This is a genomic window from Anaerobacterium chartisolvens (assembly GCF_003337415.1).
GTDB classification, from domain to species: domain Bacteria; phylum Bacillota; class Clostridia; order Acetivibrionales; family DSM-27016; genus Anaerobacterium; species Anaerobacterium chartisolvens.
Window position 1 is genome coordinate 53,330 of sequence record NZ_QPJT01000020.1, and the last position, 24,225, is coordinate 77,554.

Annotated in this window: 29 protein-coding genes; 2 read left to right on the top strand and 27 right to left on the bottom strand. The window is 39.5% G+C overall.

All coding sequences use genetic code 11. From position 1 onward, the window contains the following. Positions 1 to 49: 49 nt before the first annotated feature. The 9 genes from ltrA to DFR58_RS15810 all read right to left on the bottom strand — a co-directional run bounded on the left by ltrA (position 50) and on the right by DFR58_RS15810 (position 11,706). Complete coding sequence (gene ltrA, locus DFR58_RS15770) at positions 50 to 1,387, bottom strand: group II intron reverse transcriptase/maturase (protein ID WP_242987677.1); 1,338 nt, start codon at positions 1,385 to 1,387, stop codon at positions 50 to 52. Positions 1,388 to 2,082: 695 nt separating this feature from the next. Then, positions 2,083 to 3,423 (bottom strand): restriction endonuclease subunit S, encoded by a 1,341-nt coding sequence (locus tag DFR58_RS15775; RefSeq protein WP_114298816.1) that lies wholly within the window; start codon positions 3,421 to 3,423, stop codon positions 2,083 to 2,085. Next, the gene (locus DFR58_RS15780) at positions 3,423 to 4,841 is read right to left on the bottom strand and encodes a class I SAM-dependent DNA methyltransferase (RefSeq protein ID WP_114298817.1); all 1,419 of its coding nucleotides are present in this window, start codon (positions 4,839 to 4,841) and stop codon (positions 3,423 to 3,425) included. The genes DFR58_RS15775 and DFR58_RS15780 overlap by 1 nt, the downstream gene beginning before the upstream one ends. Continuing rightward, on the bottom strand, positions 4,838 to 8,098 hold the full coding sequence (gene hsdR / locus DFR58_RS15785) for a type I restriction-modification system endonuclease (RefSeq protein WP_114298818.1): 3,261 nt from the start codon (positions 8,096 to 8,098) through the stop codon (positions 4,838 to 4,840). The genes DFR58_RS15780 and hsdR overlap by 4 nt, the downstream gene beginning before the upstream one ends. Continuing rightward, a complete protein-coding gene (locus DFR58_RS15790) occupies positions 8,095 to 8,313 on the bottom strand; it encodes a helix-turn-helix domain-containing protein (RefSeq protein WP_114298819.1) in 219 nt (72 codons plus the stop codon). Before DFR58_RS15790 ends, hsdR begins: the two co-directional genes overlap by 4 nt. Positions 8,314 to 8,762: 449 nt before the next feature. Then, on the bottom strand, positions 8,763 to 9,155 hold the full coding sequence (gene rpsI / locus DFR58_RS15795; protein ID WP_114298820.1) for a 30S ribosomal protein S9: 393 nt from the start codon (positions 9,153 to 9,155) through the stop codon (positions 8,763 to 8,765). Between the two features lie 20 nt (positions 9,156 to 9,175). Then, entirely contained in the window at positions 9,176 to 9,610 is a 435-nt protein-coding gene (gene rplM, locus DFR58_RS15800; RefSeq protein WP_114298821.1) for a 50S ribosomal protein L13, read from the bottom strand. A gap of 291 nt (positions 9,611 to 9,901) precedes the next feature. Next, entirely contained in the window at positions 9,902 to 10,636 is a 735-nt protein-coding gene (gene truA, locus DFR58_RS15805) for a tRNA pseudouridine(38-40) synthase TruA (protein WP_114298822.1), read from the bottom strand. A 125-nt stretch (positions 10,637 to 10,761) separates the two neighbouring features. Continuing rightward, complete coding sequence (locus DFR58_RS15810; protein WP_114298823.1) at positions 10,762 to 11,706, bottom strand: ROK family protein; 945 nt, start codon at positions 11,704 to 11,706, stop codon at positions 10,762 to 10,764. Positions 11,707 to 12,066: 360 nt separating this feature from the next. On the opposite strand from DFR58_RS15810, the gene DFR58_RS15815 reads away from it, so the two are divergent. Beyond that, positions 12,067 to 12,396, top strand: coding sequence for a helix-turn-helix domain-containing protein (locus DFR58_RS15815; RefSeq protein ID WP_114298824.1), 330 nt, complete (start codon positions 12,067 to 12,069; stop codon positions 12,394 to 12,396). Between the two features lie 121 nt (positions 12,397 to 12,517). Beyond that, entirely contained in the window at positions 12,518 to 12,850 is a 333-nt protein-coding gene (locus DFR58_RS15820) for a helix-turn-helix domain-containing protein (RefSeq protein WP_114298825.1), read from the top strand. Positions 12,851 to 12,901: 51 nt separating this feature from the next. On the opposite strand, the gene DFR58_RS15825 is transcribed toward DFR58_RS15820, so the two are convergent. The 18 genes from DFR58_RS15825 to rplR form a co-directional block, all read right to left on the bottom strand. Further along, positions 12,902 to 13,699, bottom strand: a complete 798-nt coding sequence (locus DFR58_RS15825) for an energy-coupling factor transporter transmembrane component T family protein (protein ID WP_114298826.1) — start codon at positions 13,697 to 13,699, stop codon at positions 12,902 to 12,904. Between the two features lie 17 nt (positions 13,700 to 13,716). Continuing rightward, complete coding sequence (locus tag DFR58_RS15830) at positions 13,717 to 14,559, bottom strand: energy-coupling factor transporter ATPase (RefSeq protein ID WP_114298827.1); 843 nt, start codon at positions 14,557 to 14,559, stop codon at positions 13,717 to 13,719. Between the two features lie 36 nt (positions 14,560 to 14,595). Continuing rightward, a complete protein-coding gene (locus DFR58_RS15835; protein ID WP_114298828.1) occupies positions 14,596 to 15,453 on the bottom strand; it encodes an energy-coupling factor transporter ATPase in 858 nt (285 codons plus the stop codon). Between the two features lie 125 nt (positions 15,454 to 15,578). Further along, positions 15,579 to 16,103: a 50S ribosomal protein L17 gene (gene rplQ, locus DFR58_RS15840; RefSeq protein ID WP_114298829.1), complete on the bottom strand. Its 525-nt coding sequence runs from the start codon at positions 16,101 to 16,103 to the stop codon at positions 15,579 to 15,581. A gap of 26 nt (positions 16,104 to 16,129) precedes the next feature. Further along, positions 16,130 to 17,077, bottom strand: a complete 948-nt coding sequence (locus DFR58_RS15845) for a DNA-directed RNA polymerase subunit alpha (RefSeq protein WP_114298830.1) — start codon at positions 17,075 to 17,077, stop codon at positions 16,130 to 16,132. 186 nt (positions 17,078 to 17,263) lie between these two features. Beyond that, positions 17,264 to 17,890 carry a 30S ribosomal protein S4 gene (rpsD, locus tag DFR58_RS15850; RefSeq protein ID WP_114298831.1) on the bottom strand — a complete coding sequence of 209 codons (627 nt, stop codon included), beginning with the start codon at positions 17,888 to 17,890 and terminating at the stop codon, positions 17,264 to 17,266. A gap of 93 nt (positions 17,891 to 17,983) precedes the next feature. Beyond that, on the bottom strand, positions 17,984 to 18,388 hold the full coding sequence (gene rpsK / locus DFR58_RS15855; protein ID WP_114298832.1) for a 30S ribosomal protein S11: 405 nt from the start codon (positions 18,386 to 18,388) through the stop codon (positions 17,984 to 17,986). A 21-nt stretch (positions 18,389 to 18,409) separates the two neighbouring features. Continuing rightward, positions 18,410 to 18,781 carry a 30S ribosomal protein S13 gene (gene rpsM, locus DFR58_RS15860; protein WP_114298833.1) on the bottom strand — a complete coding sequence of 124 codons (372 nt, stop codon included), beginning with the start codon at positions 18,779 to 18,781 and terminating at the stop codon, positions 18,410 to 18,412. Positions 18,782 to 19,107: 326 nt separating this feature from the next. Next, positions 19,108 to 19,221 carry a 50S ribosomal protein L36 gene (gene rpmJ, locus DFR58_RS15865; protein ID WP_110463203.1) on the bottom strand — a complete coding sequence of 38 codons (114 nt, stop codon included), beginning with the start codon at positions 19,219 to 19,221 and terminating at the stop codon, positions 19,108 to 19,110. 16 nt (positions 19,222 to 19,237) lie between these two features. Continuing rightward, positions 19,238 to 19,456 (bottom strand): translation initiation factor IF-1, encoded by a 219-nt coding sequence (gene infA, locus DFR58_RS15870; protein WP_114298834.1) that lies wholly within the window; start codon positions 19,454 to 19,456, stop codon positions 19,238 to 19,240. A 24-nt stretch (positions 19,457 to 19,480) separates the two neighbouring features. Then, entirely contained in the window at positions 19,481 to 19,789 is a 309-nt protein-coding gene (locus DFR58_RS15875) for an RNA-binding protein (protein WP_479722748.1), read from the bottom strand. 40 nt (positions 19,790 to 19,829) lie between these two features. Beyond that, positions 19,830 to 20,594: a type I methionyl aminopeptidase gene (gene map / locus DFR58_RS15880; protein WP_114298835.1), complete on the bottom strand. Its 765-nt coding sequence runs from the start codon at positions 20,592 to 20,594 to the stop codon at positions 19,830 to 19,832. Positions 20,595 to 20,643: 49 nt separating this feature from the next. Beyond that, positions 20,644 to 21,288 carry an adenylate kinase gene (locus DFR58_RS15885; protein WP_114298836.1) on the bottom strand — a complete coding sequence of 215 codons (645 nt, stop codon included), beginning with the start codon at positions 21,286 to 21,288 and terminating at the stop codon, positions 20,644 to 20,646. A 92-nt stretch (positions 21,289 to 21,380) separates the two neighbouring features. Further along, positions 21,381 to 22,673: a preprotein translocase subunit SecY gene (secY, locus tag DFR58_RS15890; protein ID WP_114298837.1), complete on the bottom strand. Its 1,293-nt coding sequence runs from the start codon at positions 22,671 to 22,673 to the stop codon at positions 21,381 to 21,383. Position 22,674: 1 nt separating this feature from the next. Next, a complete protein-coding gene (rplO, locus tag DFR58_RS15895; RefSeq protein WP_114298838.1) occupies positions 22,675 to 23,118 on the bottom strand; it encodes a 50S ribosomal protein L15 in 444 nt (147 codons plus the stop codon). A 3-nt stretch (positions 23,119 to 23,121) separates the two neighbouring features. Further along, a complete protein-coding gene (rpmD, locus tag DFR58_RS15900; RefSeq protein ID WP_114298839.1) occupies positions 23,122 to 23,313 on the bottom strand; it encodes a 50S ribosomal protein L30 in 192 nt (63 codons plus the stop codon). 11 nt (positions 23,314 to 23,324) lie between these two features. Continuing rightward, the gene (rpsE, locus tag DFR58_RS15905) at positions 23,325 to 23,825 is read right to left on the bottom strand and encodes a 30S ribosomal protein S5 (protein ID WP_114298840.1); all 501 of its coding nucleotides are present in this window, start codon (positions 23,823 to 23,825) and stop codon (positions 23,325 to 23,327) included. A gap of 17 nt (positions 23,826 to 23,842) precedes the next feature. Next, on the bottom strand, positions 23,843 to 24,211 hold the full coding sequence (gene rplR, locus DFR58_RS15910; RefSeq protein ID WP_114298841.1) for a 50S ribosomal protein L18: 369 nt from the start codon (positions 24,209 to 24,211) through the stop codon (positions 23,843 to 23,845). Positions 24,212 to 24,225: the final 14 nt, after the last annotated feature.

The window sequence follows — 24,225 nt, forward strand, 5'->3', positions numbered from 1 at the left end:
AACCGTACGTGCCCTATTAAGGCATACGGCTCTTCACTTCATATTTCAATCATCTATAGAATAAGCTTATGCTTATCTTCGGTTCTAACAATGGAAAAGTTTTCAGCAGTCCGTTGAAAAATGTGTCAGCAGTATAGCTTCTTCGTTGGCTTCTTCTATTCAACCATTTAAATAATAACCATCGTACTGCATTTAGATAACTTTTCACACCTCTTGTATTATCGGTTACCCCATAATACTGATAGTGTCCCCTTAATTTCTGATTAATCTTCTTAATCAAATCATCCAGAGGCATTACTCGATTATTCTTTATCCATTCTTTCATTGCTTTGACTTTACTTCGAAATTTCTTCTTGCATGTCTTTACTTTACATCGAAAGAATCCTTTATTGCCATCATCACTACAGTAGAATGTGAACCCTAGAAAGTCGAAAGTTTCGGGTTTTCCCAACCCTCGTTTTGCCCTGTTTTGCCTGGCAAACCTCCCAAACTCAAGTATCTTCGTTTTCTCTAGCGTCAATTCCAATCCAAATGTCTTGAATCTCTCAATCAGTGTCAAATAAAACTCCTCTGCTTCCCATTTATTCTGAAAACAACATACAAAGTCATCGCAGTATCTTATTAAGTATGCTTCACCTTGGCATTGACGTTTAATTCTATGGTTAAACCAATTGTCCAATACATAGTGCAAATATATGTTTGCAAGAACTGGTGAAGCTCCGTTTCCCTGCGGTGTGCCTCGTTCACTTTCAAGATATTTGCCATCTTCCATGATTCCAGCTTTTAGAAATTTCTTTATGATTTCAATGAATTTCTTGTCAGCTATGTCATGCTCTAAGAATTTTATCATCCATTCGTGGTCAACATTGTCAAAGAAACCTTTAATATCCGCTTCCACAACATAATTGCTCTTATGGTACTGTACTTGTTCTATGACTTCTCTAATTGCTTGATGACAATTTCTGTTTGGTCTGAATCCGAAGGATTCATTATGGAACTTTGGCTCATATACCATTGTTAGTATTTGCGCTATTACATTTTCTACAAGTTTATCCTCATAGCACGATATTCCCAATGGTCTCATTTTGTTGCTTCCGTCTTTTGGTATATACACTCTTCTTATAGGTTCTGGCTTGTAACTCCCGCTTCTCATTCGTTTAACCAAATGTTCCACGTTTGCATCTAGGTTGACTGAATAATCGTCCTTTGCTACACCATCAATTCCCTTCGCTTTTCTCCAATCCATAATTTCATGACTGGCTTTTAGGGTCTTTTCATTGATGTATGAAGCAAGGTTTTGTACCTTTCCATCAATTCTAGCCTTTTCTATATTGTATTGTATTCCAAGCAACTCATTCATCATGTTCTTCAGCTCTCCAGTCTGCATAATTCCATGTTTACTTGAAGCTATGATGTGCTAACCCCTTCCCTCCACCTGCTTTCATAGGTTTCTATGGTACTATGGGTTAGTCGGACTTCCTATAATGCTTTTGCTCGTCTTGCTAGTTCCCTTGCTTGATTTCGCATACTGTTTCCAGACACTATAGGATCTCATCTGTTCTGCTAACATACTTATCATCATCAAACTCGCCAAGCCCTCAGACCCCGGAAGAGTCATATAAATCTCGCCTTACCGATTTATATGATGTTGTCTGCTACCAATAAGATAGTATCGACCTCTTCGTTTAATAATTATTTCGTGGCTCAATAGCTTCAGTGCATTCATTTTCGGCTCGTTTGCTCCCCGCCCTACGCTTAAGCCTAGTGTTACCACTTCGGCTCCAAGGAACTAGGTACAGGCTACTGGCTAGGTATTACCTGATAGGATTTTCCTACTGTATATTAACAGCTTACTAATGAAAGCAGAATTGCTTCCACTTCCAAGAGGAAGCACACGCGTTTGCGTGCTGCTTCACAGCTCGCACCTTATAAATATTTTACCACAATGCCCTAAAGAAGTATACAAAAAAACTCCCGGCAAAAGTCCTGGGAGGTTCTAAATTGTCTTGAATTGTAATACACTGCACTGCACTAAAAGCCCTGATATTATCTCTTTGAGAAAACATACATATCATAATATCATCAATTATCGTTTAAGCACTCTTTCAATAACTCTACCGCACTTTCTTCATTTGGGTCATTTGTTCCTAGCTCTCCTCGGAAAGCACGGGCAAGAATGGCTTTTTTCATCAAGTCTATTTTTTCTATGACATCACAAAACTCTTTTGCTTTTTGTTCTTTTTCGAACAGACTATTAAGAATGAGAACTATTTCCTTTTGCTCTGGAAGAGTAGGGATTTTTACAATTAATCCTGATAGCTCTTTTTGGTTTATTTTAGGTAGTACTGAACGTGAGCCTGCAGAAGATGCTTGCTCAAGAAATTCATCTGACAACATATAGTACCAAAGGTATTTTGTATCTCCTTTTGCTTCTATAGGATACATATCCGCACTACAAAGACCGTCAAAATCAACAATTACAACTTTGGATAGATAAGGTCGGATTTTAGAATACAGAATTTGCCCTGCATAAAATCTGTGTTTCCCACTCGTTACACCGTCTTCTTCAATAGTACGATAGTCTAATAATAACCCTGTACGCTTTTCAATATTATCAGGTGCTATATGTGGATAAGTTAAATAGTCCTTTGGGTCAACAAGGTTACTTTTAATTTCAGCGCTGTCTCCAAATCTCTTTTTCTCCCAGCTATCCATCCTCAAACCATTCTTCTCACGCCATTGGGCAGTGAGTTCACCTGTGAATGCTTTATGAAGAATAGCAGCCTTACGGGTTTCAAAAGTATCAAGGGCATTTTGTGTCAGTTCCTTTGCATTGTCAAGTTTTTCAAAAAGGCTTTCAATGCGGTCAACAATACGTTGCTGTTCAGCAATAGGTAGCAGAGGGACTGGATAGTTTCTTAAATAACTCAAAGACACAAATGGCTGTAATCCGCCAGATGCATGTTCTCTCATATGTTCTTCTGAAGATTTTAAAAAATTGCAAATATATTTAGGCTTAATATCAGTACTTGACAGTCTCTTAAATAATGCAACATTTTTTATACTAAACTCTTGAGACTTTTGTACTACAACAGGATTACCAATAGTACCTATCATGGCCATTAGTATGTCGCCGTCTGATACCCCAGAACGCTCAGAAATTTTTATATGGTCTTCTTCAGATATAAATTTTACATTCCTAAAGTCCAAATTGTTACCTATAAGGTTTTTACTTGTAATGAGGGGGATGCCCTTCTCTTTATATTTAGGTGTATCATGAGTTCCATCCCTTACATCAAGTATGTATTTTAATCTAGTCCACACCCAATTGCTCGGGACTTCATAAGGTTGCTCATCATCTGGCACCAATGCTTGTGCTAATTTATCTTCTAATGTTATAGCCTGTTTTTTTGCCTTAGCCATTAGTCGTTACCTCCTAATGACTTTAACTCCTTCACAACACTCATCAGCAAATCAACTGCTTCTTCAAGCTGAGCAACGATTTCTTCACCACTTTCAATTGGGTCTTGCAAATCTTCATAGTCCAAAACGCTGTCATCACGAATAAGCCCAAGGTCAAGGCTATTATTTTTATCCTCAATCTGCTTACGGGTAAAGACACTCCATCGTTCATCCTGCACTTTACTTCTATCTTCAGCGGTATAAGCATTGATAAACCCATTAAAATGCTCTGCCTTTAATGGACTGGTCTTGCCAAATTTCTGCATATTGGTACGCAAATCATAAAACCAGACTTCTTTTGTATTATCCTTTTCTGTATTCCCACGAGTGAAAAACAGCACATTGGTCTTTACACCCTGAGCATAGAAAATACCCGTCGGCAGTCGTAAAACAGTATTCAAATTACATTTATCCATCAAATCTTTACGGATTGATGCTCCGTCACCGTCGGCAAATAATACATTATCTGGCAATACAACTGCTGCCCGTGCTTTACCGTTTGCTTTTAAGCTTCTATAAATATGCTGTAAGAAGTTTAACTGCTTATTGGAAGTAGGATAAGTAAAATCATCACGGGTAGCACGCTCACCGCCTTTTTTCGTTCCAAACGGCGGGTTAGTCAGCACCACATCAAAATTTTTCATAGCCTTTCCGTGGTTGGAGAGAGTGTCTGCAAGCATAATCTCTCCTTCAATATCATGAAGCATTGCATTCATCAATGCCAGTCTGTGTGTTTCATGCACCAGCTCACAGCCTGTAAACGCCTTTTTTCTTTGAAATTCCTGCTGTTCCAACGAAAGACTGAATAAGTTGTCGGTATGATCTTTGACGAATCTGTCGGCAGCTATCATAAACCCGTATGTTCCGCAGGCAGGGTCATTACAAAGCTCACCAGCTTGCGGAGCTATTAATTTTGTCATAATATCAATCAGAACACGAGGCGTGAAGTATTGCCCTGCTCCTGATTTTTTCTCGTTTGCATTTTTCTCAAGCAAACCTTCATATAGATTTCCAAGTCCTTCTTCCTTTGCAGAATACCAGTCTAAAGCATCAATGGATGTAATAATTTTTTCAAGGTTTTTTGGCTCTTCAATATTGGAGGATGCACCTGCATAGATTTCACGTACCCTGCCAGCGCAATTTTCACCTAGATGATTAAGTAATTCCTTGTAAAAACGTTTCAGTTCAACCCCTTTGGGCTTCATTAGCTTGTCCCAGCGGTAGTTCTCTGGAATTTGTCCGTCCATTCCTGTTTCTTTTGACATTTTTAAAAATAAAATATATGTTAGCTCGGTAACATACTGATGATAGGTGATACCATCATCCCTAAGTACATTACACAAGTTCCAAAGCTTTGATACGATTTCTTGATTGTTCATGCTGTTTTACCCCCGTCGTCATATAAATATTCATTCAGTTCTGATATAACATTTTCTAATTGATTTTTGAATACTTTGTTGATTCTTTCAAAACCACCAAAGTTTTTAAATGCTCCACTATCAAAGGCTTCCTTATCCAGTACAGTTTCATGGAGCAAATAAGCTTCAATACGATTTAGCCAGTCCAATTCCATTTTACTGAAAGAATGATTCTGTTTTAGCTTTTGTATAGCATTTATTATACGCTGTTCATGACTGAGAAGAACAGACCCAATTGCTTCTCTGCGAATAAAACTTATTATATCGGCTGCGATGTCCTGATTTTTTAGCTCTTTCCATGCTGTATTGAGCTGTTTCTCAGTAAAACCTTGGCGGTCAAGCTCCAGTTTAAGACTTTTCAGGCTTTCCCTTGTCAATTCTTTTGGTCTAGTGCAAACCAATTTAAGTGCCGCAATATTGTTGATATTATTGGCAACAAAGGCTTTAAACCCATCCAGATAGTCTTCAGGTTTAAGCCCTTTTCCGTACCCTCTGGTGTGACTTATCAATTCATCTTCTTTATCGGAAATAACAACTGTACGCCATGAATTTATACATCCTTCATTAAGCATTTCAAATAATTTTCTGTTCTTTATTAATAATTCCTTGGCTTTACTTACAGACATTGTCTTAAGTTTTTCAATGAATTGTGTAGGATTATACCCTCCAGACAAGTCTATAAAGTGTGCTATTGATTTCTCACTTAATTTACGTTTTTTGCGTTGCAACTTAGCAATAATCAAGTCTATCTGATTTTGGGTCTGATCTTCAGTCGAAAGAGTTTCCAATCCACGCAGAAGTTCACCAAAAGATATGGTCGGATTAGCCACAACTGGCTTCATAGTATTTACATCCTCTAAAGACTCATACACTCCCACAGGGTCATATATTTCGAAATGGGTTTTACCTATTTCTGGGCAAAGACGAGTGGCTCTCCCCATCATCTGCTCAAACAAAATACGGGATTTTACACGCCTCATGAAAATTAGGGTAGTTATCTCTGGAACATCAATCCCTGTGGTAAGTAAATCAACAGTAACAGCTATATTTGGGTACTTCTCATTTTTGAATTTTTTAATTGCCTCTGATACTTTTTTCTTGTTACCTCCGCCAACACTACCAGTAATTTTCATAACTGCATCATTATCTACCCCATAAGGTTCAAAAATCTCTTTCAAAATCTTCACTATGAGGTCTGCATGGGTGTCATCCACCGCATAAATCAATGTCTTTCCCTCGCCATCTGGATTTAGGTCTTTCGCAATTTCTTCAAATACAGTGCGATTAAAATTTTCTGTGATGACTTGGCGGTTAAACTTTTCCACATCAAATTTAAGCTCATCTTCTAGCTCATCACTATTTGTTATTTCGCCTGTCACAGGGTCATAAATTACTACAATTTCGCCCTTTTCGTAGTTAATTCCTTCCTTGCTTAGCTTGGTAATAATATTATGCGGAGCATCATGGTCAACTAAATACCCCTCAATCACAGCTTTTCGGTAAGAATAGTTAAATACTGGCTTTCCAAAAATCTCTGAGGTATGTAATGCAGGAGTTGCTGTGAGTGCAATCTTTGATGAATCAAAATATTCTATTACTGTTCGGTACTTGCTTACATAATCATCTTGATTACGGTATAAAAGCTCGTCTTCTCCCATTTCCTTATCAAGTATATAACCCCGATGAGCTTCATCAATAATAACAAGGTCATAATCGGTAACAGAAGGCATAGTTTCATCTTCATTATATAAAATCCGTTTCACAAGGCTTTGTACTGTTGCAACATGGATTTTTGTTTCTTTGTCTATCTCTTTATCTTCAAGATTTTTAATGTTATAAATTTCATCCAGAGTCATGAGCTCTTCAATTTTAACTTCTTTAAATACATCCTGTGCTTGTTCGCCTAGAGCGGTACGGTCAACAAGAAAAAGAACACGTTTAAACCTATCTGTTTTAATAAAGCGATAAATCATACCCAGTATTGTTCTGGTTTTACCTGTTCCTGTTGCCATTGATAGAAGCACTCTTTGTTTGCCGTTAATAATTGCGTTTTCTGCTGCTTCTATGGCTTCAATCTGATACTCACGCAAATTAAGTCCATCCTTATCTCTTAAAATGTCATAAGGCATATCCTCTAATGATTTGTTTGCAGTTGCAATATCCTTTTCCAGCATCTCAATAATTCCATCAGGACTCATCCAACCTTGCAATGCTTTAGGAATGTTTGAGCTTTGGCGAGTATCCAAAAACCATATTCCAGACTTTGTTTCAAGTTGTTTTAAGTATTTCCTACCATTTGTTGCAAAGAGGAATGGAGCTTTATATTCATTCCAAGTGCTAACTTGATATACTGCATGCTCTTCCTTAACTTCCTTAGCATAATCCTTGCACTGATAATCTATAACCGATGGAATATCCGTGTATTTACGTTTCGCCTCAACAATACCCACCAGATTCAACCCTACAAAAAGCGCGTAATCAGCATATCCTCTGTCTCCAACTTTCGAATCTGTCGGCCATTCTGCAATAGCAATATTTCTGCCTTTTTGAGGTCTCGTTCCTTTAGAGTAACACAAGTTTACTGTATCAGCCTCCCAACCTACTTTACGAAGCTGTTCGTCAATTATATAACGGGTTTCTTTTTCTGATAGGTTAATTTGGTCTGCTGCCGTTTTTGCTTTTCTAGCTCTTTCTTCAATAGTAGTGTCTTGGCTGTCATTTATCTTTTCCACTTGGTCGGTCAGTTTCTTGATTAATTCTTCTTTCTCTTTTAAAAGAGCTTCATAATCAACTTGATTGCTGGTATTTTCGGGCAACACAAAATCTTTGAGAGGGTATTCCCAGTCACCATAAGTCTGCACAAACCATACTCCTAGATTATATGACATTTCAAGAAGTATTTTACAATCTTCAAAAGAGTCATAGTTTGCATGGATAGCCTTATTACGTGTCATTCTAAGTGAATAAAGAACATCACCAATAGCTTTTGGTAGTAGCCCATTTTGCTTTAAGAGCTTTATTCGGTTTGCATGAGTATTATCATAAGATGGTGGAGCAATATTATCTAATTTTAGCATGATATTTACAATGGTCTCACCAAATAATCCCAGTTTTATCAGGCAAGCATTTGTGTCTGTATATAAGTAGTCTTCTGCTGTGTTTCCAATTTGTGATAAAACAGGGAAGGCTTTTTCTAAAAATCCAAAATTCGATTTCATTTTTCTGCCTCCTGTTCATTTATATATTCTACGATATCTACGATATCGCATTTCAAGTACTTGCATATCCTACCCAAAACGTCCATACTGACATTCTGGTCTTTACCGAGCCTCGATAGCGTTGTAGGCGTGATAGATATTGCATCCCTGAGTATGACTTTATTTATTTTCTTATCGATTAGCAATTTCCATAATTTATTATAACTAAATGCCATGAAGCTCATCTCCGTTAACTTTTATATTTACATTATCATACATTTTTACATTTTTCAATATCAGAGGTACATTCTTATATACCTAAAGTACGTTAAAAAGAGTTTGGTTCTGTTAGGAAAATATCAGTGTAAAATAGTAAATTACGGAAAACCCATCCATAGTGTCGCCATAATCTCGAGCATAGCGTAGCAACTACAATCAAAATAAAAGTTACAATTATTTGAATATCAAAAATTAGGCCAAACTATCGAAACAGGAGAGTTCATCTTGTTCCAGAAAACAAGGCAAGGAAAACGCAATTTAATAACGAGTAAAAAGCGGCGCCAAATGGCTCTATTTTGTTATTTTTTCTATTTATTTGATTTTCTTAAATTCGTTCCTTTTTGCGACATGACAAAAAAATAAAGCCCCGAAACTCTGTGTTTCGGGACTTCTGTAAACTTTGATACTATCTCTTTGAGAACTGCGGAGCCTTTCTTGCCTTCTTGAGCCCGTATTTCTTTCTTTCCTTCATTCTGGGATCTCTTGTGAGGAAGCCGGCTTTCTTAAGCACTCCTCTAAACTCCTCATCAGCCTTCAGCAAAGCTCTGGCTATCCCGTGCCTTATCGCACCAGCCTGCCCTGTGAAGCCCCCTCCTACCACCTTGCATATAACGTCAAATTTGCCTGTTGTATCGGTAAGAACTAAAGGCTGCTTAACTATAACCTTCATTGTATCCAGCCCGAAATAATCGTCCAGACTCCTGCTATTTATTGTAACTATTCCGTCTCCCGGAACAAGTCTAACTCTCGCAACCGATTTTTTCCTTCTCCCGGTGCCGTAAAATTGAACCTTTGCCATTTTTTATCTTCCTCCCCTCATTAAATATTGATTTCGAGAACTTCAGGCTTTTGTGCAGCATGCTCATGCTGGCTGCCCTTATACACCTTAAGCTTTTTAAACATTGCTCTTCCAAGGCTGTTCTTTGGAAGCATACCCTTTATCGCCAGTTCTACAGCTCTCTCAGGAGTTTTCTCCATGAAATGCCTGTACTTTATTTCCTTCATTCCACCTGGATATCCGGAATGGCGTCTATACATTTTTTGCTCCAATTTTTTCCCGGTAAGTACAACCTTGTCCGCATTGAGCACTATCACAAAATCTCCCGTATCAACATGGGGAGTATAAATAGGCTTGTTTTTACCCCTGAGTATGCTGGCAACTTCACTTGCCAAACGTCCTAAAACCTTGCCCTCAGCATCAACAACATACCATTTTCTTTCAACCTCTTCGGCCTTTGCCATAAAAGATTTCATTTATTTCTTACCCTCCTTAAAACTACTGGTTATATATTTATGAGAATTTATATCAAATCTCCGTGAAGCTTCTACTGCTTTTTACAAAGCTTAACGGACTTGCATGGAGATTAAATTATCTTCTCTAAAACAGGCCGATTTTCAGCCGCTATAATATTGTAATACACATATATTAATCCTGTCAAGTGAATTTTGCTGTAATTTTAATTTATCTCCTGCTATCTCTCTTTTTTAAACACAATAATATCATTATCTCGCGTATAATCCTGTTTCATTTCATTTTTATTATTGCTAATAAAATACCTTCATAAGGTACAAGCCTTGAGGAGGCGCCGTTCTTCCAGCTCTTCTCCTGTCTCCCGACTCAATTATTCCCGGTATGTCGCTATGCAGTACTCTTCCCATCCCCACTTCCACAAGTGTCCCCGAAATAATTCTTACCATATTATAGAGAAAGCCATCCCCCTCTATATTAAACTCTATTATTTCCTCTCTTTTTATAAGACAGGCATGAGTAATAGTCCGGATAGTTGTTGTTACACTGCTGTCACTCGCTCTGAATGCAGAAAAATTATGCTTTCCTATGAAATGCCCCGCCGCTTTTTCCATAAGCTCCATATCCAGCCTTTGCGGCACATGAAAAGCTCTGTTCCTCATAAGTGCGCTGCGCGACGGTGAATTATACACAATATACCTGTACCTCTTGCCCTTTGCCGCATATCTCGAATGAAAATCGCGGCTTGCCTCACAGGATTCCCTTATAACTATATCCTCAGGCAAAATGCTGTTTAAGGCACGGGAAAATTTATCTGCCGGTATAGCAGATTCAGTAAAAAAGTTTGCTGTCTGTCCATACGCGTGAACCCCTGCATCGGTTCTGCTTGAGCCCGTCAAATCGACAGCTTCACCTGTCAGCCTTTTAATTGCCTCTTTAACTACATCCTGTATTGCCACAGCATTTATCTGGCTCTGCCAGCCATGATAACTCGTTCCGTCATACTCTATTATAAGCTTGATATTGCGCATCAAAGCCCCTCCCATCCCCGGACATAATAACAGGCGGGGAGAATTCCCCGCCGCAATAGCTTAACTTATCAAATAATAACCCTTAACCCGCTGCCTAAAAAAAGAATACCCCTCCTTAAAGGTTGTCATTTCCCCAGCATAGCCGCTCCTACTATACCCGCATCATTGCCCATTTGTGCAACCCTTATCTGAGTCTGTGCCACATCCCGGCTGTAGACAGCCTTATCCACAAATTCCCTTAAAGGCTTTAAGAGATATTCTCCCTCCTTGCACACTCCGCCTCCTATTGCAAGTATTTCCGGCTGAAACGCATTTATAACATTGACTATGCCTTCCCCTACATACTTTATATACTGGCTCACAACTCTGCTTCCCGTTTCATCCCCTTGTCTCGCGGCATCAAATGAGGTTTTTGCATCTATCTTGGACAGGTCGCCATTCACAATCTTATTTATGGCAGATTCAGGGTTATGGGCAGCAGCCTCTTTAGTTTGCCTGATCAATGCGGTAGCCGAGGCATATGCCTCCCAGCAGCCCTTTCTTCCACATGTGCAAGGCTCGCCGTCACTTACTATAACAGTATGTCCAAGCTCTGAGGCTGCGTTATTGAAGCCACTGTATACCTTTCCGTCTATAATTATTCCGCTGCCCACACCCGTTCCCAGAGTTACCGTGGCAGAGTGGCGAAATCCCTTTGCCGCACCTGCAACGCTCTCTGCAAGAGCTGCGACATTAGCATCATTATCTAGGTATACAGGCAAGTCTATATATTTTTGCATTTCAGATCTCACAGGCGCATTCCTGAACCTCAGATTGTTTGAATATATAAGTATTCCGTTTTCATTGTCAGGAGTACCCGGGCTTCCTATACCTATGCTTTTCACCTCATCCAAGCTCTTTCCCGCATCCTTTATTACCTTAAGCGTAAGCATTGCCATGTCCTTAATAATTTCCGCATATTCTCTTTCTCTCAGAGTTGGTACACTATCCTTGCAGATAATACCTCCATTTTTGTCCGTAAGGCCCACTGCAATATTTGTGCCGCCTAAGTCAATTCCTATATAATACATAATTAACCCCCTAAACTTAATGTCCTGCGTTTTATAAAGCTGTTCTTATATAATTTTATAATATATAATACCTATGTATATATAAAATACTATATTTTTGGGCCTAAATCAAGGTCGACAAGTAGACATAATCTATTTATTTTTGGCAAAGTAATAATTCCACAAATTTCTTATAAATAAAATTTTCGTTTTTTATACTTTTTTCCACCATGCTCTTTTATTCCATAATTCAGCAAATATCCATATTTTACACCATAATTTTATTTATATTTACTCTTTTGGTAGATAATATTATTAACCTTATATATTATTTTTAATTTTATATATTAACTGTAAAGTATTTGCAAGGAGGTATTTTCTATGGATGTTGATTATAGGGAAATCGGTTTAAGAATAAGAAAAGAAAGAACCGCATTAAAAATTTCGCGTGAAAAATTTGCAGAAATGATCGAGCTTTCAGTGAATTATGTAGGACAGATAGAACGGGGTGAAAAGAAATTCAGTGTTGAAACAATTGTTAAGATATCCTCCTGTCTCCATTCCTCGCTTGACTATCTTATTAAAGGTATAGATTTGCGCAGCAAGGAAAAGAGCGACGGTGAGCTTTCTTACCTTCTGGAAAAATGCTCTACATATGAAACCGCTCTTATAACTGATGTAGTTAGAGTCATACTTCCTCACATGAAGTAAAAGCCTTCTTTGATCTTTAAGATAATTATAATATAGCCTTATGGTGTATATTTAATTGAACCCTATATATTGTTTTTAATTGTACGCTATACCAGTAAAGTATTTGCAGGAGGTATTTTCAATGGATCTGGATTATAAGAAAATTGGAGTAAGAGTGCGCACCGAAAGAAAGGCCCTAAACCTTTCGAGAGAAAAGTTTGCAGAAATTATTGATTTGTCGGTAAATTATGTTGGTCAGATTGAACGCGGTGAAAAGAGATTTAGTGTGGACACCATCTGCAGAATATCCGAATGCCTTCACTCATCTCTTGATTACCTTATTAAAGGTGTGGATTTGCCAAATACGGATAAGCCCGCAAGTGAGCTTTCGTATTTGCTGGATAAGTGTTCCAAATATGAGACCAGTCTGATAACCGACGTAGTTAAGGTTCTGATCCCTCGTATAAAAGAATAGTTTACATATTAATAAAACAAAAATAGAGTGCTTGTATTTTTTAAAGGCTTTTTACCTGTATTGCAGCCATAGAACTCCTGCGGCAAATATTCCCATGGCAAGGAGTATTTTGTAATCCCTTCCTGTCATTTTTAATTGCTTCATTCTTGTTCTGCCTTCACTTCCCCTGTAGCATCTTGCCTCCATGGCAACGGCCAGCTCCTCCGCCCTTCTGAACGCACTTATAAATAAAGGCACCAATACAGGTATAAAGCTTTTGGCTCTCTGAACAAGATTTCCCGTGTCAAAATCCGCACCTCTGGCGGCTTGAGCCTTCATAATTTTGTCTGTCTCTTCCAGCAGGGCAGGTATAAATCTTAAAGCTATGGTCATCATCATAGCTATTTCATGTACCGGCATCCCTATCTTTTTTAAAGGGCCCATTAGATTTTCAAGAGCATCTGTCAGCAATATAGGTGTTGTGGAAAGTGTCAGCAGAGATGTAGTAATAATCAGCAAGGATAACCTTATTGCCATCTTCGCTGTAATATCCAGTCCTTCATATGTTATGTGTATAAATCTCCATTCAAACATAACTGTACCCTTAGTAGTAAAAATGTTAATCGCAGCAGTAAACACTATTATAAGCATAATCGGCTTTAATCCTTTAAGCGTATATCGAAGCGGTATGCCTGAAGCTACTATAACAAGCAGTGTAAATATTGCTGTAATTGCAAAACATAGGTATGAATTGACCAGTATTATTATAACCATATAGGCAAGAGTAGAAACTATTTTTGCTCTTGCATCGGCTCTGTGCAAAAACGAGTGCCCAGAAATATATTGCCCCAATGTAATATCCTTCAGCATGTAATTTCTCCCAATCGCTATTTTTTCAAATACCTTAATATTTCTCTTTTGGCCTCCTGTACCGTAAATATATTGTCATTTAAATAAGGAACTACCGCCTTGAGCTTTTTCATAAGGTGTGTGATTTGCGGTGCGGAAAGGCCAATTTTCTCTAATTCAGCAACATCCCTAAATATTTCGCCGGCGCTTCCCTGCATGTGTATTTTACCATCACTCATTACAATTATTCTTTGAGCCAGCCTTGCGACATCCTCCATGCTATGGGAAACTAAAATAATGGTTATATTAAGCTGCCTGTGCATACGAGATATGAATTGAAAAACCTCATCCCTCCCTTGCGGATCAAGCCCTGCAGTGGGTTCGTCCAATATCAGTATCGAGGGCTTCATTGCAACTACTCCGGCTATAGCAACTCTGCGCTTTTGTCCCCCTGACAGCTCAAATGGTGACTTATCAAGAATTGAAAGGTCGATACCCACGGTTGAGACAGCCTCCTTAACCAGCTTTTCGATTTCACCTTCCGTAAAGCCCTGCTTTTCCAGACCAAAAGCAATATCCTTATAAACCGTTTCTTCAAACAATTGATGCTCAGGATATTGAAATACCATCCCAACGTGCCTTCTCAGCTCTTTTAATTCCTTTCCCCGGGTATCAATGCCATTAATGCATACCTTCCCCGCAGAAGGCTTAATAAGCCCGTTAAAATGCTGTACAAGGGTTGATTTCCCCGAACCGGTATGTCCTATTATGGCAAGGAATTCACCGTCCTTAATTTCTAAGCTGACATTCTTCAGTGCGTCCTTCTCAAAGGGACTGCCCTTCATATATGTATATGTTACGTCATCTGCCGTTATTGGCATGATTGCCTCCTAATATCCCATTTCGTAAAAATTCCCCTATTTGGTCAAAAGCTCTTTTCTCAATATATCAAATGCTTCCTCCACAGTCAAAATATCATCGGGAAGCTTGCAGCCTTCCTTATTTAGCTCATTGAACAGCTCTGTCACCTGAGGCACGTCAAGGCCCGCCGATTTAATATTCTCTACCTCCGAAAAAACCCTTTTGGGAGTATCGTCCATAATGATACTGCCCTCTTCAATTACAATGACTCTATCGGAAAGAGCAGCCTCATCCATGTGATGAGTTATATGAATAATAGTTATTTTGTCATCCTTATTCAGGCTCTTTATGGTGTGCATAACCTCTTTTCTTCCCACAGGATCAAGCATAGAGGTTGCCTCGTCAAAAATAATACACTCCGGCTTCATAGCAAGAACTCCCGCTATAGCCACCTTTTGCTTCTGTCCTCCTGACAAAAGGTGAGGAGCGTTATCCCTGTATTCAAAAAGTCCTACGCTTTTAAGGCTTTGGTCCACACGCTCCCTGATTTCCTCAGGAGGTACCCCTATGTTTTCAGGTCCAAAAGCTACATCCTCTTCTACAACGGTTCCAACTATTTGGTTGTCAGGATTTTGAAAAACCATTCCGGCAGATCTTCTTATTTCCCATAGGGCGTTTTCATCTCGGGTATCAAGCCCAGCAACATACACTACCCCCTCTGTCGGCAGCAAAAGTGCGTTCATCAGTCTCGAAAGAGTGGACTTGCCGGAGCCGTTGCGGCCTAATACAACAACAAACTGCCCTTTTTCTATATTGATATTTACATTTGACAGCGCCTTAAGGTCGTCATCCTTGTCGGTTCTGGATTTATATACATAGCTTACGCTTTCAGCCCTAATAATATCATTGTCCATAAATTCTCCGTTTAAAATATAAAATTAGGGATTAAGCACAGCATTACATTAAGAAGCTTGTTTTATTAGAGCTCCTTTATAATGTCATCTTAATCCCATCATAATTTTATAGCTGACTTATGCCCTTACACAAGCTCCAATATTACAACCTCTGCTGCATCTCCTCTTCTGGGACCAAGCTTGTATATTCTGGTGTAGCCGCCATTCTTTTCTTTGTACTTAGGGGCTATCTCATCAAAAATTTTGTCAACGATATTTATTGCCTTTCCTTCTTCATCGTGAACCCTGTAAACCCAGTTCATTATCTGCCTTCTGGCGTGAAGTCTGGAAGCACTGTCAACCGTTATCATATCGGTTTTCTCTTCCCTGTCTACCACCTCATACTTCCTGCCGTTTTTGGAAGTAGCAGTTTTTGTGATTTTTTTACCATCGCTATCCAGCTTTGCGGTAGTTACCTTCACCTGCTTGGAAGTAAAGCTATCTAACTCTTTAACAGCCGTCGCAATCAGCTTCTCAGCAATATTTTTGACTTCTTTAGCTCTGGCTTCGGTAGTCTGTATTTTACCTGTTTTAAACAGTGATGTTACAAGGCCCTTTAAAATAGCTTTCCTTTGGTCGGTAGCACGTCCCAGCTTTCTTTGCAGTGCCATTGCCATACCCTCCTTTATCTTTAATTCTACTCCTCACTGGGAGCAAGAGACAGCCCCAGAGCTTGCATTTTCTGGAGTACCTCCTCAAGAGATTTTCTTCCGAGATTTCTAACCTTCATCATATCTTCCTCAGTCCTGTTGGTTAAATCCTCAACAGTATTTATTCCCGCTCTCTTTAAGCAGTTATAAGACCTGACTGAAAGGTCAAGCTCCTCTATAGTCATCTCAAGCACTTTTTCTTTTTTCGTTTCTTCCTTCTCTACCATTATCTCAGTATGCTTGGCATGATCCGATAAATCAATGAATAGATTAAGGTGCTCATTTAAAACTTTTGCCCCAAGGCTTATAGCCTCATCAGGCTTAATGCTTCCATCGGTCCAAATCTCCAACGTAAGCCTGTCATAATCCGTAACCTGGCCTACACGCGTATTTTCAACCATATAATTAACCTTTTTAGCCGGCGTATATATGGAGTCTACAGGAATGATTCCTATAGGCTGTCCCGCCTGCTTGTTCTTTTCAGCAGATACATATCCCCTGCCCTTGTTCAAGGTTAATTCCATGTAAAGCCTATGCTCCCCATTTAAGGTTGCAATATGCATATCCGGATTTAAAATCTCAACATCTGCATCGGCCTTTATATCTCCCGCCGTAACCGGCCCTTCACCGTCGGCATCAATATAAACAATCTTCTGGCCTTCACTATGCATTTTTAAGGATAATCCCTTAATATTGAGAATAATTTCAGTTACATCCTCAACCACCCCAGGTATGGTGGAAAACTCGTGAAGCACTCCGTCAATTTTTATAGAAGTGACCGCAACTCCAGGTAAAGACGACAAAAGAATTCTTCTGAGCGAATTTCCAAGAGTCGTGCCGTATCCTCTCTCAAGAGGCTCTATAACAAATTTACCATAGGTATTATCTTCACTTCCGGCAACACACTCAATTTTAGGTTTTTCTATCTCTATCACCAAAAACCCTCCCTTTTTAATCTTATTCCTTAAGCTTTCAGCATTTGTCTAATGCTTAAAACCTTTTGTTTTGAGGGCAACTGATTCATAATTAGCAATATCTGGCGTGTATTATTTAAAACTAATTTTTTTTGGCTTTCATAAAATTTCAGTTGCTGTTCCAAATATACGAAGCAAAAATAATCATTACTTGGAATATAACTCGACTATAAGGTGTTCCTTCAATGGTAAATCTATGTCCTCTCTGGAAGGAAGAGCTACCACCTTACCAGTCAAATTGTCAGCATCAAATTCCAACCATTTGGGTATAACCTTGCTTCCTGTAATTTCTGAAACAGCCTTTGTCTTGGGCGAATTTCTGCTTGTTTCCTTTACTGCAATAACATCTCCTACCTTCAGCAGGTAAGAAGGAATATTTACCTTGCGGTTATTAACTGTAAAGTGAGCATGACTTACAAGCTGCCTGGCCTCCGGTCTGGAGGTCGCAAGACCAAGCCTGCATATTACATTATCAAGTCTGGTCTCCAGTATCTGAAGCAAATTCTCGCCGGTAATTCCCTTTTTGCTTGCGGCCATCTCAAAGTACTTATTGAATTGCCCTTCAAGCACCCCGTAGAACCTTCTGGCCTTCTGCTTTTCCCTGAGCTGTATTCCATATTCGGAAAGCTTCTTTTTCTGCTGCCCGTGTTGTCCGGGAGAATAAGGCCTTCTCGAAATTGAGCACTTATTTGTATAACATCTTTCGCCTTTTAAGAAAAGCTTTTCACCCTCTCTTCGGCAAAGTCTGCATGATGCATCAGTATATCTTGCCATTTAAGCTTTACACCTCCATAAATTAATAGGCAATTAATATATAACCGGCAACATCTTCTTTATGCTGCCAACGATAATTCATAAAATTGCATTTTACACTCTTCTTCTCTTAGGCGGCCTGCAGCCATTATGAGGAATAGGAGTAACGTCCTTTATAAGGCTGACCTCAAGTCCTGCGGCCTGCAACGCTCTTATTGCAGCCTCTCTGCCTGCGCCAGGCCCTTTTACGTATACCTCCACGGTTTTCAATCCATGCTCCATTGCAGATTTAGCAGCAGTCTCAGCCGCCGTCTGAGCAGCAAAGGGAGTGCTTTTCTTTGAACCCCTGAATCCCAGCCCGCCTGCACTGGCCCATGAAAGAGCATTTCCCGCAGTATCTGTCAAAGTAACTATTGTATTATTAAACGTAGAACGTATATGCGCCGCCCCACGCTCAATATTTTTACGCTCTCTTCTTTTTCTGGTTACCCTTTTTGCACCAGCAGTTTTAGTTGCCATTTAACAGCCAACCTCCTTCAACTATTTCTTTCTCTGTACTCCAACAGTCTTCTTTGGACCCTTCCTGGTCCTTGCATTGGTTTTTGTTTTCTGGCCCCTTACAGGAAGCCCCATCCTATGTCTTCTGCCTCTATAGCAGCCGATTTCCATAAGTCTTTTGATATTTAAGGCAATCTCTCTTCTCAAGTCACCTTCAACTTTATGATCTCTATCAATATTTTCTCTTAATCTGCTTATCTCATCATCCGTCAGGTCCCTTACTCTTGTGTCAGGATTTATGCCAGTTTTAGAGAGAATTTGATTAGATTTAGCCCTTCCTATTCCATAAATATAAGTTAACCCGATTTCTACCCTTTTTTCTCTGGGCAAGTCAACTCCATTAATACGAGCCATCCTCTTTGCACCTCCGCTTAATTTAATTGACAATTGATAATTGACAATTGCCAACCCGATTTGCAACCTACCGACATGTAACTTCCAGCCCGTCAATAAAGGCAGGTTTTTCGCTTGTAGGTCGGTCATTTTATTAATTTTGTATATAAAATTATCATCAGAAGACATAACTACCTATTGATTTAAAAGGCATTATGCAGCCGCTCCCCGATGAAATTCTTATAATTAACCCGCTTGATAATTAACTATTTATAATATTACATGCCAGGCTAAATTGGCAATGCTATTATTATACATTGTCAATTGTCAATTATCAATTATTTTTTTTATCCCTGCTTCTGTTTATGCTTAGGATTTTCGCAGATAACCATTACTCTGCCTTTTCTTTTTATTATCTTACACTTTTCACATATTGGTTTAACAGATGGTTTAACCTTCATAGCAAATTTCCCTCCTTTACTTAGCTCTCCATGTTATCCTGCCGCGAGTCAAATCGTAAGGAGATAATTCTATGGTAACTTTATCCCCTGGTAAAATTCTTATGAAATTCATTCTTAACTTACCCGACACATGAGCCAAAACCTTATGCCCGTTATCTAGCTCCACCTGAAACATAGCATTTGGCAATGCTTCAATTATCTTACCCTCTACTTCAATTACATCTTCCTTAGACAAAATCTAAAACCTCCTTACAGGTACTCAGCCATTGATGGCACTTTCCCTGCCATCTACATCCGCCAAGGCTTTTCTTATATCTGAATTTGTCACTTTCATCCCATTCTTCAGCTTTTCATTTAAAGCACCCAAAACCTCACCGGTAAGCCTTAAATGCTTCAGCTTCTTTTTCTTAGGCCTTTCGATTCTTCTTAAAGACCCGTCAGCAATCATGACATATGATTCGTCAACAAGCTGTACTATAACAAACCTCTTAGACGCATCACGCCCAACCTTGGAATATACAACCTCTCCCAATGCAATCACTAATAACATCACCTCTGTAGATTGCACTACACATTACTCTTATTTTTTCAAAGCTCCCGCTGTGCCATTACAGCTCTGTCAGTATCTCCGGCGCTCCATGCGTAACAACAATTGTATTCTCATAATGCGCGGATAAACTACCGTCTGCGGTTACAACAGTCCACTTATTGTCAAGCAGCTTAACAAAATAATCACCTGCATTTACCATAGGCTCTACAGCAAGCGTCATTCCTGCCTGAAGCCGCGGCCCTCTTTCACGAGTGCGGTAATTAGGTATTTGAGGAGCCTCATGCATTTCAGTCCCTATTCCATGACCGACATATTCACGTACAACTGAAAATCCGTTTCTCTCAACATACTCCTGCACAGCAGAGGATATATCTATTATCCTGTTTCCGTGCACCGCATTTTTAATTCCCTCATAAAAGCTCTGTTTCGTGACCTCAATCAGCTTTTCCGCCTCAGGGGAAACCTTTCCCACAGGAATAGTTCTGGCGGCATCCGCATGATACCCATTAAGATATACGCCTATGTCCACACTTATAATATCTCCATTTTTTAACTCTCTTAAACCCGGGATGCCATGCACAACTTCATTATTTACCGATGCACATATGCTTGCCGGATAATCTATAGAACCGGGAAGACCTTTATATCCTTTAAAGGAAGGTGCAGCACCATTTTTTTTAATGAGCTCCTCCACAATTCTGTCCAAATCAAGAGTTGTTATTCCCGGACACACAGACTCTTTAACCTTTTGGTGGACTGCCGCCAGAACCTCTCCCGATTTTTTCATTAATTCTATTTCACTTTTTGACTTTACTAAAATCATTCTACTGCTCCTACTAAGCATTAAATACCGCTCATTACATTTATTGGTGTTATGCTCCTAATCTCCTCAACATTTCTCTGGATGTATCCTCAATTTTATCTTTTCCTTCTATTGTTATAACCTTGCCCTTCGGGGTATAATATTGTATGAGAGGCTCAGTCTGAGAATGATATGTTTTAAGTCTGTTGATAACAGTTTCCTCACTGTCGTCATCCCTTTGTATCAGAGCTGCATTGCAGACGTCGCATATCCCTTCGGTCTTAGGCACATTGTAATGTATGTGATAAGTCATGCTGCAGCCTGTGCATACTCTTCTTCCCGACAATCTCTTTATTATGTCTTCATCAGGCACATTGATATTTAAAACTGCATCTATGCCCATACCCAGCTCTTTTAAAGCATTGTCAAGATATTCGGCCTGTGGTATTGTTCTAGGAAATCCATCTAAAATAAACCCGTTCTTACAATCAGCCTGGTGTATTCTATCTTTAACAATTTCCACAGTAACCTCATCGGGAACCAGAAGTCCCTTATCAATATATTCCTTTGCCTTTTTCCCTAACTCAGTCCCATTCTTTATGTTGCTTCTGAAAATATCCCCCGTAGATATGTGAGGAATACCAAATTTATCAGCCAGCACAACAGCCTGAGTACCTTTTCCCGCTCCCGGAGCGCCCAACAATATAATCTTCATAACCTTACCCCTCCACACTAGCTTACAGACCCACAGTTATTGGCTATTGTACTTCAACAGCCAACAACACAGGGATCAACTCTTAAATTCTTCTATTCAAGGAATCCCTTGTAATGTCTCATCAACATCTGAGATTCAATTTGCTTTACAGTATCCAATGCCACTCCGACAAGAATCAGCAGCGCCGTACCTCCAAAAAACAACCCGCTTATATTAAATATTGCTCCCAGTATAACAGGGAAAATTGTTATCAAAGCAAGGAACAATCCGCCAAACCAGGTTATTCTGTTCAGTACCTTTGAAATATAATCTGACGTAGGCTTTCCAGGTCTTATGCCCGGTATGAATCCACCATTCTTTTTCATATTATTTGCAATTTCAATTGGATTAAACTGTATAACAGTATAGAAAAATGTAAAAAACATAATAAGTAGTGCGTATATTAATGAGTACCATATGCTGTCTGTTGAATTCTTAAGCCATAAAACAAACCAATTTGTCGAGTTAGGCGCAAAAAATGTAACCATCTGAGATGGAAACATGGTAATAGACATAGCAAATATTATGGGTATTACTCCCGCCAGATTAACCTTTATAGGAATATGTGTGCTCTGTCCTCCATAAACCTTCCTGCCCACAACTCTTTTTGCATACTGCACAGGTATTCTTCTTTCAGCCTGATTTACCCATATAACAAGGGATACTACCGCTATGAAAACAAGCACTATTGCAATTATTGCCAATATGCCTACTACACCCTCTCCAAGCTGTCCGCCTGTATAATAATTCATCAGAGTCATTGCGGCTGCAGGCCCACTGGATACTATACCCGCAAAGATTATAAGCGATATTCCGTTTCCGATTCCATACTCTGTAATCTGCTCGCCCAGCCACATAAGGAATGCAGTTCCGGCTGTAAAGGTAAGAGTAATGGTAATAAACGTAAGCCAGTTTCTTCCTCCCACTACAGCACCGCCTAAGCCTATAAACAATCCTACTGCCTGTATAAATCCTAAAACCACCGTTCCGTATCTTACGTACTGAGCAATAATCTTTCTGCCTTCCTCCCCTTCCTTTTGCAATTGCTCAAGCTTGGGGATGGCTACAGTTAAAAGCTGCATAATAATTGATGAATTAATGTATGGGGTTATACTCATTGCAAAAATAGTTGCTAGTTTAAAGGCACCGCCTGTTACTATATCAAACATACCGAATAGTGACCCGCCGGATTCAACCAATTTCTTAAATTCACTTGCATCCAGAAAAGGAACGGGTATATGAGACCCAATTCTATATACGATAAGCATTGCCACCGTAAACAGAATTTTCCTTCTCAAATCAGGAATTTTCCAGGCATTTCTCAGTGTCTCAAACATGCCTCCCATACTATACCACCTCGACCTTTCCTCCCGCAGCCTCAATTTTTTCTGAAGCTGTCTTTGTGAATTTTGCAGCTTGAACTGTCAATTTCTTTGTTAATTCACCATTTCCTAAAATAACAATCCCATCATGCAGCTTCTTTATGATTCCCTTTTCCATTATCATGTCCTGAGTGACAACCTGATTGTCTTCAAAAACATTCAATTGGGAAATCTTAACCTCCGCATAGACAGTTGCGAATTCTTTGTTATTAAATCCTCTTTTGGGTATCCTCATGTAAAGAGGCATCTGTCCACCTTCAAAACCAGGCCTTACGCCTCCGCCAGCCCTTGCATTCTGCCCCTTATGACCTTTTCCTGCTGTCTTTCCGTTGCCGGAGCCCGGGCCTCTGCCTTTTCTCTTAGGTTCTGTTTTCGCACCTACTGAAGGCTTTAATTCAAACAGTTTCATGGATTACACCTCCTTTTGAATCTCCTCAACCGATATCAGGTGGGAAACCTTATTTATCATACCCCTAATTTGGGGGTTATCATTGTGCTCTACAACACTTCTTATCTTCTTGAGGCCAAGAGCTCTGACTGTAGCCGCCTGCTTCTCTCTGGCCTTGTTAATTCCCCTTACAAGAGTTATTTTTAGCTTTGCCATAACACGCCCTCCTAAGCCTTTACTTCTTCTACAGTTTTACCGCGAAGCTTTGCAATCTCTTCAGCCGTCCTGAGCTGTGCAAGACCGTTTATAGTCGCATTAACCATATTTATAGGGTTATTTGAGCGCAGAGACTTTGTTCTTATATCATGTATTCCCGCCAGTTCAAGAACAGCTCTGACAGGACCACCTGCGATAACTCCCGTACCTTCGCCTGCAGGCTTAAGCAAAACTCTGCCTGCACCATATTCACCGATAGATTCATGAGGAATAGTAGTTTCTACAAGAGGCACCTTTATAAGATTCTTTTTGGCATCCTCTATTCCCTTTCTTATTGCATCGGGAATTTCAGCAGCCTTTCCCATTCCGCTCCCTACATAACCATTCTCGTCTCCAACCACCACCAGAGCGCTGAAACGAAAATTCCTACCACCTTTAACAACCTTGGTTACACGCCCTATATTCACAACCTTCTCTTTTAAATCCAATGTGCTGGAATCAATACGCTGCAATATTTTCACTCCTTTCGTTAAAATTCTAATCCGGCTTCTCTTGCAGCTTCTGCAAGCTCTTTCACTCTGCCGTGATATATATATCCGCCTCTGTCATATACAATTTTCTTTATTCCTTTATCCAGAGCCTTTTGGGCAACAAGCTTTCCTACCTCTTTTGCCGCCTCCTTGTTTCCTCCATACGTCAATTTTCCCTTTAATGCGGGATCAATAGTTGAAGCTGAAACAAGAGTAGTCCCTGTTGTATCATCAATAATTTGTGCATACATATGATTCAAGCTCCTGAAAACATTTAATCTCGGACGCTCGGCAGTTCCGCTCAGCTTTTTGCGTACCCTGGCATGTTTTCTCAGTCTTGCCTCGTTTGAATTTGGCTTGTTAATCATTTATTCTCACTCCC